General features: G+C 73.8%; 10 protein-coding genes and 2 pseudogenes. 5 read left to right on the top strand and 7 right to left on the bottom strand.

All coding sequences use genetic code 11. The annotated features are described in order from the left end of the window. Positions 1–85: 85 nt before the first annotated feature. The 3 genes and pseudogenes from AB0946_RS39565 to AB0946_RS39555 all read left to right on the top strand — a co-directional run. Positions 86–1822, top strand: coding sequence for a PPC domain-containing protein (locus AB0946_RS39565; RefSeq protein WP_366765578.1), 1737 nt, complete (start codon positions 86–88; stop codon positions 1820–1822). 167 nt (positions 1823–1989) lie between these two features. Then, positions 1990–2169 carry a sigma factor gene (locus tag AB0946_RS39560; protein ID WP_366765576.1) on the top strand — a complete coding sequence of 60 codons (180 nt, stop codon included), beginning with the start codon at positions 1990–1992 and terminating at the stop codon, positions 2167–2169. Positions 2170–2307: 138 nt separating this feature from the next. Beyond that, positions 2308–2427: pseudogene (locus tag AB0946_RS39555) on the top strand (hypothetical protein); the annotation flags it as partial. A 175-nt stretch (positions 2428–2602) separates the two neighbouring features. Here the strand turns inward: AB0946_RS39555 and AB0946_RS39550 are convergent. Then, on the bottom strand, positions 2603–4285 hold the full coding sequence (locus AB0946_RS39550; RefSeq protein WP_366765575.1) for an FAD-dependent oxidoreductase: 1683 nt from the start codon (positions 4283–4285) through the stop codon (positions 2603–2605). 170 nt (positions 4286–4455) lie between these two features. Between AB0946_RS39550 and AB0946_RS39545 the strand changes: the two genes are divergently transcribed. Then, the gene (locus AB0946_RS39545; protein WP_366765574.1) at positions 4456–4932 is read left to right on the top strand and encodes a VOC family protein; all 477 of its coding nucleotides are present in this window, start codon (positions 4456–4458) and stop codon (positions 4930–4932) included. Positions 4933–5063: 131 nt separating this feature from the next. After that, on the top strand, positions 5064–5240 hold the full coding sequence (locus AB0946_RS39540; protein ID WP_366765573.1) for a hypothetical protein: 177 nt from the start codon (positions 5064–5066) through the stop codon (positions 5238–5240). 190 nt (positions 5241–5430) lie between these two features. Here the strand turns inward: AB0946_RS39540 and AB0946_RS39535 are convergent, their stop codons facing one another. The 6 genes and pseudogenes from AB0946_RS39535 to AB0946_RS39510 form a co-directional block, all read right to left on the bottom strand. Beyond that, on the bottom strand, positions 5431–5688 hold the full coding sequence (locus tag AB0946_RS39535; protein ID WP_366765572.1) for an alpha/beta fold hydrolase: 258 nt from the start codon (positions 5686–5688) through the stop codon (positions 5431–5433). Between the two features lie 27 nt (positions 5689–5715). Then, positions 5716–8022, bottom strand: coding sequence for a molybdopterin-dependent oxidoreductase (locus tag AB0946_RS39530; protein ID WP_366765571.1), 2307 nt, complete (start codon positions 8020–8022; stop codon positions 5716–5718). A 155-nt stretch (positions 8023–8177) separates the two neighbouring features. Then, on the bottom strand, positions 8178–11024 hold the full coding sequence (locus AB0946_RS39525) for an AAA family ATPase (RefSeq protein ID WP_366765570.1): 2847 nt from the start codon (positions 11022–11024) through the stop codon (positions 8178–8180). Positions 11025–11365: 341 nt separating this feature from the next. Continuing rightward, positions 11366–12106, bottom strand: coding sequence for a response regulator transcription factor (locus AB0946_RS39520; protein ID WP_014669439.1), 741 nt, complete (start codon positions 12104–12106; stop codon positions 11366–11368). Then, complete coding sequence (locus AB0946_RS39515; RefSeq protein ID WP_366765568.1) at positions 12103–14919, bottom strand: AAA family ATPase; 2817 nt, start codon at positions 14917–14919, stop codon at positions 12103–12105. The genes AB0946_RS39520 and AB0946_RS39515 overlap by 4 nt, the downstream gene beginning before the upstream one ends. Positions 14920–15378: 459 nt before the next feature. Further along, a pseudogene (locus AB0946_RS39510) lies at positions 15379–15473 on the bottom strand (alpha/beta hydrolase); the annotation flags it as partial.

Genomic DNA, 15473 nt, shown 5'->3' with positions numbered 1-15473 from the left:
TCCGCGACGCCGGCCTCTCGCACGACCGGCCTCCTGCACACCCCCGGGGCTTCCCCTCCCCCCTCACGCGACATCAGGAAGAGATGTGAGAAGGACTCTCGTTTCATCGGCGATCGGCGTGGTCATGGTGGGTGCCACCCTCACACCCGCTGCCGCGGCCGACCCCACCGCCCACCCGCCGTCGACCCTTCAGGCCGGCGAGCCGCAGCAGCGGCGGCTCGGGACGGCCCCGCCCGGCACGGAGACCGCGCGCCGTTGCCAGGACGCCTCCGTCCTCCCTACGACACCCGCGGACGGGAAGAGGGGGCGTGCCGCCCATGTCACCGGCACGCTGCCGTCGACCGTCCGCTTTGTCAGCCTGCCCGCCGGCGCGGAGGACGACGGGTCCCTGGCCAAGGCCACGGACACGGGCATCGGAACCGGGCGGTCCGGCATCCACGTGACGGGCACGGTCGGCGACGGGCCCCACGGCGGCAAGGGCGACGGGACGGGCGACTTCGACTTCTACCGTCTGCGGGCGCGTGCCGGACAGACGATCACGGCCAAGATCACCAAGGGCTCCGTGGACGCGGCGCTGACCCTGTACGACGCCTCCGGGCAGGTCCTCGCCGGGGCGGACGACTCCGCCGGCACCCTCGCCCCGACCCTCATCAGCAAGGCCGCCGGGACGGGCACGTACTACCTGATGGTCGCAGGCTCGGGCACACGGCCGCAGGACCCGTCCGACTCCGGCAGCGGAAACGGCGTCACGAGCGAGGGTGTGTACACGCTCAGCCTGAGCGCGGCCGTCCCGCACACTCGGTACCACGCCGTCCACCTGCGGGCCGGAGACGTCGTCGGCGCGGCGGTGGACGGCAGCCCGGACAAGGTCGCGATCTACGGGCCGGACGGGACCGAGGACGAGGGCTCCACCGGCGACGTGACCCACGATCACCCCGCGTCCAGCCCCCTGCCCTCGGGCAGGATCTCCCTCGACGACGTGGCGGCCGAGGACGGGTGGTACTGCGTCGCGGTGTCCGGCGACACCCGGGGTCCCTACCGGCTGAGGCTGCTCGCCACGCGCCCCCGTCTGGAAGGCACCGGTGACGAGCAGACGATCTTCCTGGACTTCGACGGCGCCCGCATCGATCCCTCCGTCTTCGCGTCCTCCGGGCTGCCGGTGACCCCCGGGCTGCGCACGACGAGCCCGCTGAGCGCCTTCCTCGACGCCTGGGGACTGCCGGCGAGTGCGGAGAAGCCCCTGGCCGACGCGATCACCGCCGACGTGCGCCGGCGACTCCAGACCGATCTGGCGGCCGGCGGCATCAACAAGCGGTTCGGTGTCCGCGTCCTCAGCAGTGAGCACGACGCCGACCCCGGCGCCGCGAAGAACGTCGACCGCGTCGTCATCGGCGGGACCATCGAGGAGACGGACCTGCCCACGCTGGGCGTGACCAGTTCCATCGACCCCGGCGACTTCGACACCTCGGACACGTCGATCGTGCTGCTGGACCTGCTCAGCGGACCGGCGGACGACACCATCTCGCTGAACCACTACATGAAGCCGACCAGCGACAGGATCACGTTCATCAGCACGGTGGTCTCCAACCTCGTCTCGCACGAGATCGGCCATGCCCTGGGCAACTGGCACACGGCCACCGACGGGACGTCCACGCTCATGGACAACGACAGCACGTTCCTCAGCACGGGTCCCGACGGCATCGGCGGCACGGCCGACGACGACGTTCCGCAGAGCTTCGGAACCGATGCCCTCACCGATGCGGACGGACTGACGGGAGTGGAGGACACCGCGGTCCGCACCGCCTACGCACTGTCCCGCTGAGAAGGAGGCGAACGCCCCGTCGCGTCACGTGTGGCGGGGTGCGGACCCGCTCGCCGGCCGCACCCCACCACCGACCGGCACCATGCCGCCGCGGCATCGCGTGATGGGGAAGCGGTCTTGGACGCCTGTGGTCGGAAGCCTGGTGAGATGGGACCGGACAGGCGCCCATGTCGCCGTCGGTCCGGCGGATGTGCCCCCCTTCCGGGGCCGGCCCCGGACGCCCGGCTTCCCCCCGATCCAGGAATGACGACCATGACGACACCCTGGCCGAGGACATCGTGCAGGAAGCCTTCGTCCGCGCTTGGCGTCATACCGACGCGCTGCGCGACGGACCGGGCTCAAGGTGACCCGCGACCTGATCACCGACCGTCCCGCAGCGCGCTCGTCCGCCATGAGAACGTCACCGGCGAGATGGGCGACGTTCCGCAGCGCGACCATGCCGGGCGCGTGCCGGCCGCCCTGGAGGCCCAGGCCCTGCTCGGAACCTGAGCGACGAGCACCGGGAGGTGCTCGTCCACACATGTATGTACGGCTTCACCGTGCACAAGACCGCGCGACTCGGCATACCCGCCGGAACGGTCAAGTCCCGGCGGCACTACGCGCTGCACGCACTGCGCTACCACGCCGGGGCGCAGCCGTCCCGCGTGGCGGTGCGGGTCAGGCGGACTTCCCGCTCGTGCGTCAGGACCGGTGTGCCGTACGCGAGCCCCAGGCGCTCCGCGTCGCCGATGTGGACGATGTCGCCGTCGCGCAGTCGCTTGGTGGTGAACGTTTTCCGTCTCAGATCGTCGCGAGGTACTGGTGGACCGAACGGACGGCGCTGGCGCCGTCACCGACGGCGGCGGCGACACGCTTCATCGAGGCCAGACGCACGTCACCGGCCGCGAACACGCCGGGCACGCTGGTCTCGTACGGCAGCGGCTCACGCCCCAGCTCCTTCCAGCGCGGTCCGAGGTCCCCCGCCGGCAACTGCCGGTCCGTCGGCACGAACCCGTCCGGGTCCAGGACCACTCCACTGAGCCATGTCGTGGCCGGCCGGGCCCCGATGAAGCAGAACAGACCCGTGCATGCGATACGGCGTGCCCCGGTGCCCTCGGCCCGGGTGGTCAGGGACACACCGTCCAGGTGGGGCCTGCCGTGCAGCGCCGTCACCTCGGTGCCGGTGAGCACCGTGATCCGCGGATCGTTCAGGATGCGTTCCACGAGGTACGCGGACATGCGAGCGCCGAGATCGGGTCCCCGTACCACCAGGGTGACCTCGGAGGCGTACCGGGCCAGGTGCAGGGCGGCCTGTCCCGCGGAGTTGGCGCCGCCGACCACCGCGACCGGCCGGCCGGCCACCGCCTGGGCCTCCAGGTCGGTGGCCGCGTAGTAGATGCCGCAGCCGGTCAGTTCCGCCCAGCCGTCGAGGGGGAGCGCCCGGTACTCCGCTCCGGTGGCGACGATCACCGCCCGCGTCTCGATGCGGGTTCCGTCCGTCAGGGTCACGACGTGGTCGGGGCCCTCGGTGCTCAGTCCGACGACACCGCACGGACTGGCGAGGTGCACACCGAATTTCAGCGCCTGCACGGCGGCACGCGCGGTCAGATCGGCTCCGCTGAGCCCGAAGGGGAAACCGAGGTAGTTCTCGATACGCGCGCTCGTGGCGGCCTGGCCGCCGACGGCCACCCCGTCCAGCAGCACCGTCTCCAGGCCCTCGGAGGCGCCGTACACCGCGGCCGCCAGCCCCGCCGGACCGGCCCCCACGACGGTGAGGTCGGCCGAGCCGCGTCCGGTGCGGCGGTAGGCGAGGTTGAGCTGCTGGCTCAGCACGCCTGGCGTCACACGGGGCGTCGCCTCGCGCGAGGTCAGCGCCGCGGGCAGGTCCTCCTCGGTGAGACCGGACGAGCGCAGCGCGTCCGCGCCCTGCGGGGAGTCGCTGTCCAGCCACCGGTGGGGCACGCCCTGACGGTCCAGGAAGGTACGCATGGCCAGGCCCGCCGCCGAGCCGGAGTCGCCGACGATCCGCAGCGTCTGCTCCGTCGCCTGGCGCAGCAGCCGGCGCCGGGCGAGGATCGCACGCAGGAGCAGGTCGGAGAGTTCGGTCTCCTGGGCCATCAGCCGGCGGAAGGCCGCCGGCCGCACCCGGTGGACCGTGCCGCCGGTCGCGACGCGTACGGTCAGCCCGCGCCGCTGCCCGGTGAGCAGGTTGAGTTCGCCGGCGAACTGGCCGGGGCCGTGTGTCATGAAGAGGTGCCCGTCACCGCCCTCCGAGGACGGAATGATCGCCTCCAGCGTCGCCGTCCCGCACAGGAAGAGGTCGACCGAATCGTCCTCCACCTGGTAGAGGACGTCCCCCGCCCGGACCTCCTCGCAGGTCGCGTACCGGGTGGCCCGGGCGAGCTGACCGTCGTCCAGCCGCACTTCGGCGGCGGTGGCGAGATCGTCGGGACGATCACCGATCTCGGGGAATGAGGTTGCCATGCCCGAAGAATGCCACCGGGCGGCTACGGATCGCCTCGCGTGTGGGACTCCGGCGGCGCACATGTGCACGGGAGGACAGTTCGGTTGCACGAACGGTTCCACATGTACGAGGAGTATGTTCGGTGGTGCCCGTCGCAGTGGCGTACGCAGATCCGAGGAGTGTGTTCCGTATGTCAGCCCGACCCTTGGTACGGGGCCTGCACCACATCAAGATTCCCGTGTCCGATCTGGAGCGGAGCATCGCCTGGTACGGCTCCGTCCTGGGCGCGCGGCGCCTTGAGGAGTTCGACCACGTCACCCAGGACGGGGAGTTGTTCGCCGTCATCCTCGACGTCCCCGGTGTGGACGTGCCCGTGGAACTGCGTCTCGACCCGGCGACCGCCGGACGGCTGGCCGGCTTCGACCCGCTGACCTTCACGGTGAAGGGCCGGGCGGAACTCGACGGCTGGATCCGTCACCTCGACACGCTCGGCGTGCCGCACTCACCGGTCATCGTCGCCCTGGTCGGCCACCTCCTGGTGGTCCCCGACCCCGACGGTGTCCGGCTGCGGTTCTACACCGACGAGCCCCACGGACTGGGCCACGAGGACGTGGACTTCGCGTCCCCCTGGCTGCGCCCCGACACCGTGCCGCCCACGGACGCCTGACCGGCGGCGGGGCCACCGGGGAGTGGGAAGCGCCTCGCGCACCGCGGTGGCGCCGTGACCGGTACGCCGTCCCGGAAGCCCGCCATCGCCCCGCCGTCGCCCGGGGGCGCTCCACGTGCGGCGAGTGCCCGGTGTCCGCCAGGACGGTGTGCCGGGCGTCCAGCCGGCGTGCCGTGTCGGCGAGCAGGGACGGCGCCCAGCTGTCGTCCCTGCTCGCCGTGCAGCACGTGCACCGCGAGCCCGCTCAGCCCGGCCGGCTCCGCGGTCCGGTCGGGTTCGTCCAGCAGGTTCCGTCCGGTGGCCGGTAGTGGGGTGCGGCTGGTGCGCAGCCAGCGCGCGCGTCGCTCCTCGGTGCCGGACGACGCGGCCTGCTCGGGACGCAGGTGTCGCATGACCTGCCCCACCTGCTCCATCGTCAGCGTGGTGAGCGCCCCGGTGAGCGGCTTCACCTGCGCCCCGCGCTCCTCGCCCACCTGCGCGGGCCCGAGGACAGCAGCGTCAGGGACGCGAACGCCGAGGGGCGGCGAGCGCGGCGCCCCGGGCGATCCGGCCGCCCGTGGAGTGGCCGGCCAGATGTGGTCGAGCGCCGAGCGCCCCGGCCAGTGCTACGACGTCCTCGCCGAGTTCCTCCCGCCGGTACGCCGTCGCGTCGGGGCCGCCGTCCGTCTCGTTCCGGCCCCGCAGGTCCATGAGGTGCAGCGTATGCCGGTATTTCCGGAGTCGCCTCCCAGTCGCGGGAGTTGGGACCAGTGCCATGCTCGGGGCCGCCGTCGCCGCCGCCGGTCAGGTGCGCATCAGCGCGTGCACGCGGTCGCTGTCCCGCTGGGCGGTCTCCCGTTCCCCGGGCGTCGGCCGCTCCAGTCGTACCGGCATGTCCTTGTGGTGCGGTGTGCCGGCGATCGGGTCGCGGTCGGCGGCGTCGGTGAGCAGGTTGATCCGCGGGCCATGGGTGACACGCCCACCGCGGCCGTCGGGGACCGACATCCCGAAACCGTGCGGCAGGGCCACCTGCCCGGCCCGCAGCGTCTCGTCGGCCTCGGCCCGCGCGACCAGGCGGCCGGTCCTCGACACCACGGCCACCCAGTCGCCCGGGGCGACACCGGCGGCGGACAGGTCCTCGGAGCGGGCGCGCAGGGCGCCGTCCGGGTCGGTCCTGCGCCACGCGGGCGGCCGCAGGATCTGGTTGGCGTTGTGGCTGCGGCGCTGACCGTTGACCAAGGACAGCGGGAAGTCGGGGTCACGGCGGTCGGCGGCCGGGTCCAGGGAGGTGAGCCAGGCGAGCAGTTCCGGCACGGCGAGCGTGACGCGCTCGCTGCGCATCAGGCTCCACACCTCGTCGTACCGGTGCTCGCTGAAGGCGAGACCACTCGGTGACCGCAAGACGCGGTCGAAGAGCTCCTCGCCGAGCGCGGTCCCGGACGCCTCGCTGCCCAGCGCCCGCTGGACGGCGGGCCCCAGCCGGCGCGCGGCCGTGTGGCAGCCGGGCCACAGGACCGCCGCGGAGGCAGCGCCCTCGGGCAGCGCGCGGCCGAGCGTGCGGTACAGCAGCGCGGGGGCGATGCCCGGAGCCTCGCGCAGGGTGGCGGCGGCGTGCCGCAGCAGGTTCGGGCGGTCTGTGCGGGCCAGCTCAGTGAGCCGGTCGAGCTCCGCCCGGTCCGGCAGGGCGCCGAGCTTCTCCAGGAGCCGGGTGTAGATCTCGGCCTCCACCAGGGTGCCCGGCAGCGGGGCGAACAGCGGCCGGCGGAGCTGGAAGTAGTTCGTCGGCCACTCGAAGTCGAAGAACGTCCACTCCCACTTCTCGTGCTGCGAGGCCGCGGGCAGCACGTAGTCGGCCAGCGCCGCCGTCTCCGTGTAGGCGATGTCGACGACCACCGACAGTTCGCATTCCGTGAGCGCGCGCTCGACGGACGCCGTGTCCGCCGCGGTGTTGGCCGGGTTGGACGAGTCCACCCAGACGGCACGGGCCCGGTGCGGATGGTCGGCGAGGACCTCTTCGGCCAGGGTGTTCATGGGCAGGTACCCGCCGATGTACTCGAACCCGGTGATCTGCGAGCGCTCCCCGCGGGACTCCTTCCACAACGGGATCAGCCAGGAGTGCAGGGCGTTGGTGCCCGGCCGGCCGAAGTGCCCGGTGACCAGGTACAGCAGCTTCTCCAGGTAGCTGTTGAGCGTGGAGTTGCGCCCCTGCTGGACACCCAGTTCGACGCGGACGGTCATCGCCCGCGCGGCCAGGATCAGCTCCACGGCCCGCTCCACCTCCGGCCGCTCCACCTCGGCGTGGGCGATCCACTCGTCCACGGGGATGCGCAGCAGGGCGTCGGCGACCTCTTCGTAGCCCTCGGTGTGTGCCCGCAGGAACGCCTCGTCCGCGCCCCCGCGCCGCACGACCAGGGCGAGGATCGCGCCCAGCAGGTAGGCGTCGGTTCCGGGCCGCAACGGCAGGTGGACGTCGGCCATGTCCGCCGTCTCGGTACGGCGCGGATCGATGACGATCATCTTCCGGCCGGGGTCGTTCTTGATGCCGTTCACCTCGGTGCGGGCACGGTTGAAACCGTGTGCCAGCCACGGGTTGCAGCCGATCGCCACCAGCAGGTCGCACTCCTCGACGCCCTCGGACGTGTGGCAGACCTGCCCGCCGAACAGTTTGCCGTTGACCCAGAAGTCCCCGGTCTTCTCCTGTGACAGGGCGCCGAAGAACCGCGTGGAGTTCATCCAGCTCATCAGCGCGTTCCCGTACGCGCCACCGGAGTGGTTGCCCTGGCCCCCGCCGCCCACGTAGGCGAGTGCGCCGGGACCCGACGGCTCGGTGGTGTCCCTGATGTCCCGCAGGCGTCCGGCGATCTCGGTCAGCGCGGTGTCCCAGTCCACGGGCTCGTGGCCGCCGTCGGGGCGGCGGCGCAGCGGCGTGGTGAGACGGTCCGGGTGGTCGCCGTACCACGTCAGCCGCTGCGCCTTCTGGCAGAGGTAGCCCCGGGTGCGCGGGTTCTCCTTGTCGCCGCGTACGCGGGTGATCGCCCGCCCGTCGATCGCGACATCGAGACCGCAGTTGACGTAACAGAGGCTGCACGCTGTCTTGTGCCAGTCGGTCATACGTGTTTCCCGCTTCCGCGCCGGCCCCGCACCGGGTCACGGCCCGCTCGGGGAGCGGCGACGCCCAGGTGCCTGGGGGTACACATTCCGGAACCCAAGGTTTCTTCATCGAACCTTGCCTGTCAAGGTGGCGATGTGACGTGCTCCCGCGCGCGTCAGTCACGGAGTGCCGCGGGCAGGTGCTTGCGCGAGCTCACACCCGTCTTGGCGAAGACATGTGACAGATGGCTCGCGACCGTGCGATGGCTCATTCCCAGCTGCCAGCCGATCCGCTGGTTCGACAGCCCCGCGGCCGCGAGGCGGGTCACCTCGGCCTCGCGGGGCGTCAGGTCGTACCTCTCGGCCCACGCGGGGCGGGACGTGTCCACCGCCTCGCCCGCGGCCAGCAGCTCGGAGGCCGCGCGCCGCTCCCACGCGGTCGCGCCGAGCGCGCCGAACAGCTCCCGGGCCCGCTGAAGACGGGGCCGCGCGTCCAGCACCCGGTGCCGGCGGCGCAGCCACTCACCGAAGGCGAGATGCGTGCGTGCCGACTCGTAGCGCAGGGCGTCGTCCTGCTCGGTGAGCGTGGCCGAGAAGTGCCGTTCCGCGCGGGGACCCTCGCCGAGGAGGGCTTCCGAGCGCCCGATCAGGTGTCGCAGGAGGGCCGAGCCGACAGCCCGGTTGGCCTCGCGCACCAGGTCCACCTGATGGCGGACCTCCTCCGTGTGCCCCGTGGCGATGCCGGCCGCGACCAGGTCGCCCAGGGCCCAGGCCGCGACGACCGGATGACGGGCGTCACCGTCCGCGGCCGACAGCATCCGCAGCTCCTCGTAGGCTTCCTCCGGCCGGCCGTGGGCGAGCGCCAGCAGCCCCCGAGCCCACCGGGCCCGCGCGGCCAGCATGTGCAGTCGGCGGGGGAGCGCGAAGGCCAGGATGCGGTCGGTCAGTTCACGGTGGCCCTCCTCGTCCCCGGTCCAGGCCCGCGTGTGCGCCACTCCGGCCTCGAACACCAGCTCCGCGTGGGCGTTGCCCGCGGAACGCGCCCAGCGCAGGCCGGTCCGCGCGTCCTCCAGGAGGCCCTCGCGGTCGCCGAGGTGGACGCGGGCCGTCTGCAGATGGGTCAGCACCATCAGGGCGAGCCCGAACTGCCCGCGCGCGGTCAGCGGCCCGAGGACGCGCGTGGCGTACTGCTCGGCGGCGACCGGCTCGTCCAGCGCGGACGCGGCGATGACGAGTGCGGCGTCCCGGGCGGGATCCCGGGGGAACGTTCCCTCCCGCACCGCCCGCGCTGCCTCCGCCAGCAGGGCACGGGCCGTCGCGGAGTGGTTGTCGCGGTCCGTCCAGCACAGCGCGGAGACGAGGAAGGGGCAGCCCGCGCGGGCCGGGTTCTTCCGCAGGAGCTCCGCCAGCAGCGGACCGACGGCTCCGCGCACGTCCGGCTCGCACAGCTCCGGAGCGAGGGCGCCGGTCAGCGGCAGGAACGGCGGCGGCCACCCGGCGCTCTCCGCCGTCGCCGAACGCAGCAGGAGCGACAGCGCGTGGGCCGGCACGGAATCGCTGTGGTAGGCGACACCGGCCTCCAACGCCGCCACGACTGCCGCGAGCGAGGCACCCACGGGAGCGTCGGTGACGAGAGTCACCAGCCTTTGCACGTCGCCCGGCCGGCCGCCGGTCTGCGCCGCCTGCGCGGCCCGGACCAGCCGCCGCGTCCTGCGGCGGGGATCGGGCGTCAGCTCGGCGGCGGCCTCCAGGACGGTGACGGCACGAGCGGGGTCCCTCTCGGCTCCCTTCTCCAGCGCCGCCGCGACGGCCTCGTCCGGCTGTGCGGTCACGGCCGCGACGTACAGCGCGTGCCGGTAGTCGTCGTCGGTGTGGACGGCGGCCAGGGCGAGGTTCATCCGCCGTCGCTCCGCGAGCGAGGCGCTCCAGTGCAGTGCGGAGCGCAGCAGGGGGCCGCTGAGGCACAGCCGGTCCCCGTCGACGGTCACCAGGCCCGCGTCTGCGGCCGCCTTGAGCCCCCGTGCCGGCACCCCCGCCACCTGCGCGGCGGCACGCAGGGTCGGCAGACGGCCGGTGTGCGCCTCGGCCGCCAGCAGCAGGAAGTCACGGGCGGCCGGGGAAAGCGCGTCCAACTGGGCGGTCACCTTCTCCTGCAACCGCTTCCCCAGCGGCAGGGCGGGAGCAAGCAGGGCCGCCGCCGTCACCTCGCGGACCTGGAGGTTCCAGGCGAGGCTCACGACGGCGGCCGGGTGTCCGCACGCCTCGCGCAGGATGCGTTCGTGCAGGGAGGGTGAGAGGCCGGGGCCGTGCCGGTGCAGCAGCCGCGCGCTCGACCGGTGGTCCAGCGGGCCCAGGGAAAGGCTCGGCAGTCCGGGCAGGACGGCTGCGCCGGCCGCCGGATCGACGGACAGCAGCACGCTCACCCGGCTCCCGGCCAGCCGGGGCAGCGCGTGGCCCAAGGCGTCCAGGGACTCGGCGTCGAAGAAGTGGGCGTCGTCGAGGACCAGGAGCACGGGTCTTCGCGCCGCGGCCCGGGCGGAGTTGAGGGCCTGGGCCAGGACCGCCCCCGCGTCGCGCGGCACGTCGGCTGCTCCATGCGCCGGGAGCCAGCCGCCGGCTCCGTCGTGCGGGGTGGGGCGGTCCGTGCCGGACCCGCACCGCAGCAGGACCCGGGTGACGGCGGCGGCCGGGAGGTCGGCCTCGGCCCGCAGGCCACGGACGTCGAGCAGCGCGAATCCGGTCCCCGCCAGTCGTGCGGTCTCCTCCAGCAGCGCGCTCTTGCCGATGCCGGAGGCACCGCGTACGACCAGCGCGGCGCCCGACGTCCGGGCGCCGGTGAGGAAACGTTTCAGCACGCGTGTCTCGGCCTCTCGGCCGAGCAGCGCGGGGCGAGCCGCCGGTGCCGGACGGAGCGTGTCCTGGTCCGTGCCCGTCCCGCCGGCGCCGCCGGGCGGGTTCGCCTCCCCGTCCGGACCGGGAGGGCCGGACCGGGGGCCTGGTGGGTCGTAGGAGAGTGCTTGCATGCGCCGCCTCCGCGGGTAGTGGAGTGCGCCAGTGGTCCGGCGCGATCCTGCCGTGGGGGAGTTGGCTTCGGGGTCCGTTGACCGGGGGCGTCGCCGAGTCCGCCGGACGGTCCGCCGACCCCGTGGTCCGCCGCACACCCGCACACCGCTGCCGGGCGGCTGCGCGAGGACATGACAGCCCGTCACCGGCGAGCAGTCGTCCCGGCCAGGTGTGCTGTCAGCGTACACAAGGCGGCATTGGCTTGTTATCGCCTTGCGCTCGGCGCCTACACGAAAATGTCTCGGCTTCGACGGGCCGCGCCGCGCTCGGCGGTGACGGCCATCGGTCCCCGGCACCGCTCTCACAGCGCGCCGTTGCGGATGGCGTAGGCCACCGCCTGCGTCCGGTTGCGCAGGCCCAGCCGGGTGATGACGTCGTGCAGCACGTTCTTGATCGTGCGTTCCGAGTAGTTGAGGCGTCCGGCCACCTCCGCGGTGCTCAACCCCTCGGCCAGCAGCCGCAGGACGTCCACCTCCCGCGCGGACAGGTCGGACGAGCCCGGCTGGTGCCCCGGCAGCGAGCGCAGCCGCTCGACCAGGGCGCGCACCAGGGTGGGCGGCAGCGGCGACTCGCCTTGCAGGGCCCTGCGGCTCGCCCGCACGATGTCGGCGTAACCGACCTCGCCGCGCAGCAGCACACCCACCACACCGCGGTCGACCGCGTACAGCAGGTGCCGTTCGCTGATCGAGTCCACCACCAGCAGCACCGGCACCCCCCGCCCCTGGGCCGCCCCCGCGACCTCCTCGACACGTGTGAGCGTCGCCAGGGAGACCTTGTGCGCCAGCACCAGGGCGACGTCGGCACCGTGCCGGTCCTCCCAGGGCACCACCCGCACACCCGACGCCCCCCGGAGGTAGGCCTGCGCGCCCTCCTCCGTGAGCACGTCGCTCGCCGTCAGGGTGAGCGTCACCGGCAGGACGTCCCGGTCCTCGCCCCCTCCCAGGGCCCTCATCGCCGGCGCGTCCGGCACGGACGTCAGACGGAACCGGCCGGCCGGACCCGGACGCTCCCGCAGCGGTGCCTTGACGGCACTTCGTGTCATGTGTGATCACCGAGTTCCTGCAATGCGCGGTCGAGTTCCCGGCGGGAGCTGATGCCCAGCCGCGGAAACACCTTGTACAGATGGGAAGCCACCGTCCGTGGCGAGATGGCCAGCTGGTCCGCGATCTCCTGGTTGGACAGCCCTCGGGCGGCCATCCGGACGATGCGCAGTTCGTGCGCGGTCAGGGCGGGCCGCCCGGGGTCCAGCTGCGCGATAGCGCCCGGACCGGGGAGACGCACGCCCACCGCCCGCAGTTCGGCACGCGCGGACTCCTGCCAGGGCGCGGCTCCCAGCCGGGTGAACAGGTCGTGGGCGAACCGCAGTTGACTGCGCGCCCCGGCCATCTCCCGCTGCCGCTTCAACCACATCCCGTGGTCCAGGGCGAGCCTGCCACGCGCGAAGGGCCGGGAGGCGGCCGTGGCCGCCTCGGCGGCGGCGCGGAACAGCTCCCCCGTGTCGTCCCGGCCGTCGTGGGCGGCCAGGAGCGCCCGGGCGTGACGGACCGCGAGCCGCATGTCCGCCGAGAACCCTTCGAGACCATGCAGCGACGCACGCGCGGCCTGGGCTCGGGCCAGTGCCGTCCGGCCGCGGGCCAGGGCGGCGCGTACGGTGTCCACGTAGGCATGGCGCGCCATCACGTCACTCACCGGACCGGGCGGCAGCGGCGCGTGGCTCCCGCCGCCGGCCGTGGCGGCGCCGGACTCGGCGAGCAGGTACGCGGCGTAGGACGCGATCTGGCCATGGTGGGGGGAGTCGTACGCGCGGGCCCACCGGCGGACGTCCGCCAGCAGTTCGCCCGCCTGCTCGGCGCGCCCCTGGAAGGCGCAGGCCAGGAGCAGTTGGGCCTTGAGCGAGACGCCGTACCGGGTCAGGCCCTCGCGCTCGGCCTCCCGCAGCAGCGCCGGCACCACGGCGCGCACCTCCGACCACCGCCCGGCCGCCACCATCAGCGCGACCCGGAGGGCGGAGGCATGGGAGAGATGGGTACGGTCCTCGGGCCTGCCGCGCCGCAGGGCGGTCGCCGTCAGGTGTTCGCTGAGCGCGAGGTCGTCGATGCGCCACGCCGCGTCCGCCAGCCAGGTCAGTTCCCGCGCGTTCGAGCGGGCGACCCCCGCGGCCAGGGGACCGGTGGCCTCGGCCAGACCCGACCTGATCTCATGGAGCCGGCCCACCGGGTCCAGGTGGGCGAGTACGGCCGTGCGCAGCGCCGCGCTGGGCACCGGCCGCGCGCCCAGCCAGTCCAGCGCCTGGCGTGCCGGTCCGGGCCGGTGGGTCAGCGAGCCGAGCAGGGCCAACTGGAAGGCGGCCCACTCACGCCCGTCGCACCCCAGCACCTGGCCGTGCGTCAGGGCCGCGGAGAGGGACGCCCGGTTCGTGTCGGCGGCGAAGGCCGTGTCGAACCCCGCGCTCGCCTGGACCATGCTGACGGTGCGGGCCAGCGCCGGCTCCCGGGTTCCTTGCGCCTGACGACTCAACGCCATCGCCAGCCCTGGGCGGCCACAGCGCAGGGCCATGGTCGCCGCCGCCGCGTACCCGCGGGAACGGCCCGCCGGGTCCGAGCCGGCGTCGGCGGCCCGCTGCCACGCGCGCAGGGCGGCGCTCCACTGGCCCCGGGCCGCCGCCGCCCGGGCGAACCGGTCGACCGACGCGTCCCCGTCGCTGCCCCGGGCGGCATGCGCTCCGTCGCCCGCCGACGCCCACCGTGCCAGGCCGAGGTTCGTCCACGCGGTGTGGGCCCGCCGTCGCGCGGCCGGTGACGCCGTGGAGTACGCCAGAGCCCGGAAGAAGCGGCGCGTGAAGCGCACGGTGCGGTCACCGCGGACGAGCCCCGCCTTCTCCGCCGGGTCGAGGGCGTCCAGCCCCGTGCCGAGCCGCTCCGCCGCGTGCGTGAGATCCACCGTGCTCATGCCCGCCTCGGTCAGGGCGAGGAGGGCCAGGAGATCGCGGGTGGGAAGCGGCAGCGACCGGAACAGTCCGCCCAGCCTGCCGTCCAGCAGCGGGCCCGCCGGCAGGGGGTCGGGAAGGGGCGTACCGCCGTCGCGCTGCGCCGGGGTCAGCGCGTCGGAAAGGCTGAGCAGCGCCAGCGGATTGCCTTGCGCGGCCGAGATCACCGCGGCGCGCACCACCGCGGCGAGGCCCTGGTGACGCGCCGTCAGCAGGCGCCCGGCCCGGTGCTGGTCCAGACCGGTCAGCGAGACCTCCGTGATCTCGCACCCGTCGAAGGGGTCGCGGACATCGTCCGCCGTGGCCGCCAGCACGGCGACGGCCGTGCCCGGCAGACGGTTGGTGACGAACGTGACGGCGCGGGCCGAGACGGTGTCGAGCAGATGGCAGTCGTCGACGACCAGCAGGACGGGACCGCGCTGTGCCGCGGACGCCAGCACCTGCCTCAGCGCCGCGTACGTGGACAGCGCGTCCGGGGCCGCGTCTCCCGCCAGCGCCCTCCGCAGAGCCGTGCGCAGCAGGTCCGGCAGTCCGACGGCCAGCGCGAGCAGTTCATCGGCCAGGGGTTCGAACGCGCCGAAGGCGCCCCTGGCGCGCGTGTCGCGGCCCGACACACGCAGGACCCGCCACCCGCTGCCGGCCGCCCGGTCCGCGACGCTCCCCAGAAGCGTGCTCTTGCCCATTCCGGCCTCGCCCCGCACCACCACCGCGACACCCCGGCCGTGCGCGGCCCTGCCGAGGGCGCGCCGGCAGGTGTCGAGGTCACCGCCCCTGCCGACCGGCTCGGCGGGCCGGGCGCTGCCCGACCCCGAGGAACGCGGAGCCGTGTCGGCCCACGCACCCCGGTACGGGGGAGAAGTGGTCGTCATCGGCTCGTTCCCGCCTTCGGCTCGGAGGCCCGCCGTCGACAGGGGACAGCCGGCACACGGGTCGGCGCGGGCCGCTCGCCGCCGGCCGGCGGGAACGTGCAGTCCTCTCCGTGGCGTGCCGCGCCGCCGTCGCGGAACGGGGGCGCGCTCACGGCGTCGCAGAGGTGGATGTCCGGCTTCATGCCGCATCTCCGGTTCGTTCGATGGCCTTCCCGCCCGGCACCGAGGCCGCGGGCCGCCCACGGGCCCGCACGACCGGGCGGATCGGGGGCCCGGGCAGCGAGACCGTTCCAACCTAGACACAAGTGGCGTCCTTGACATCTGTCATTCGACGTGGTCGACGACAGACCAGGCAGGTGTGCCCCCGTCCGTCCGCGCCGCCTCCGGACGACGTGGCGCTGGGCCCGGGTGGCCCGCACCGCCGGATCGCGGAGTGGACCACCGTGGCATCGGCGGTGACTACTTGGCGAGGAAGGTGAGGAGGGCGTTGTTGACTTCTTCGGCGTGGGTCCAGAGCAGGCCGTGGGGGGCGCCGTCGATTTCGATGTAGTCGG

Origin of the sequence: Streptomyces sp. NPDC046870, from assembly GCF_040704595.1 — a bacterium.
GTDB classification, from domain to species: Bacteria; Actinomycetota; Actinomycetes; order Streptomycetales; family Streptomycetaceae; genus Streptomyces; species Streptomyces argyrophylli.
Note: the sequence above shows the minus strand (reverse complement) of the source record. Positions and strands in the feature narration are given on the sequence as shown.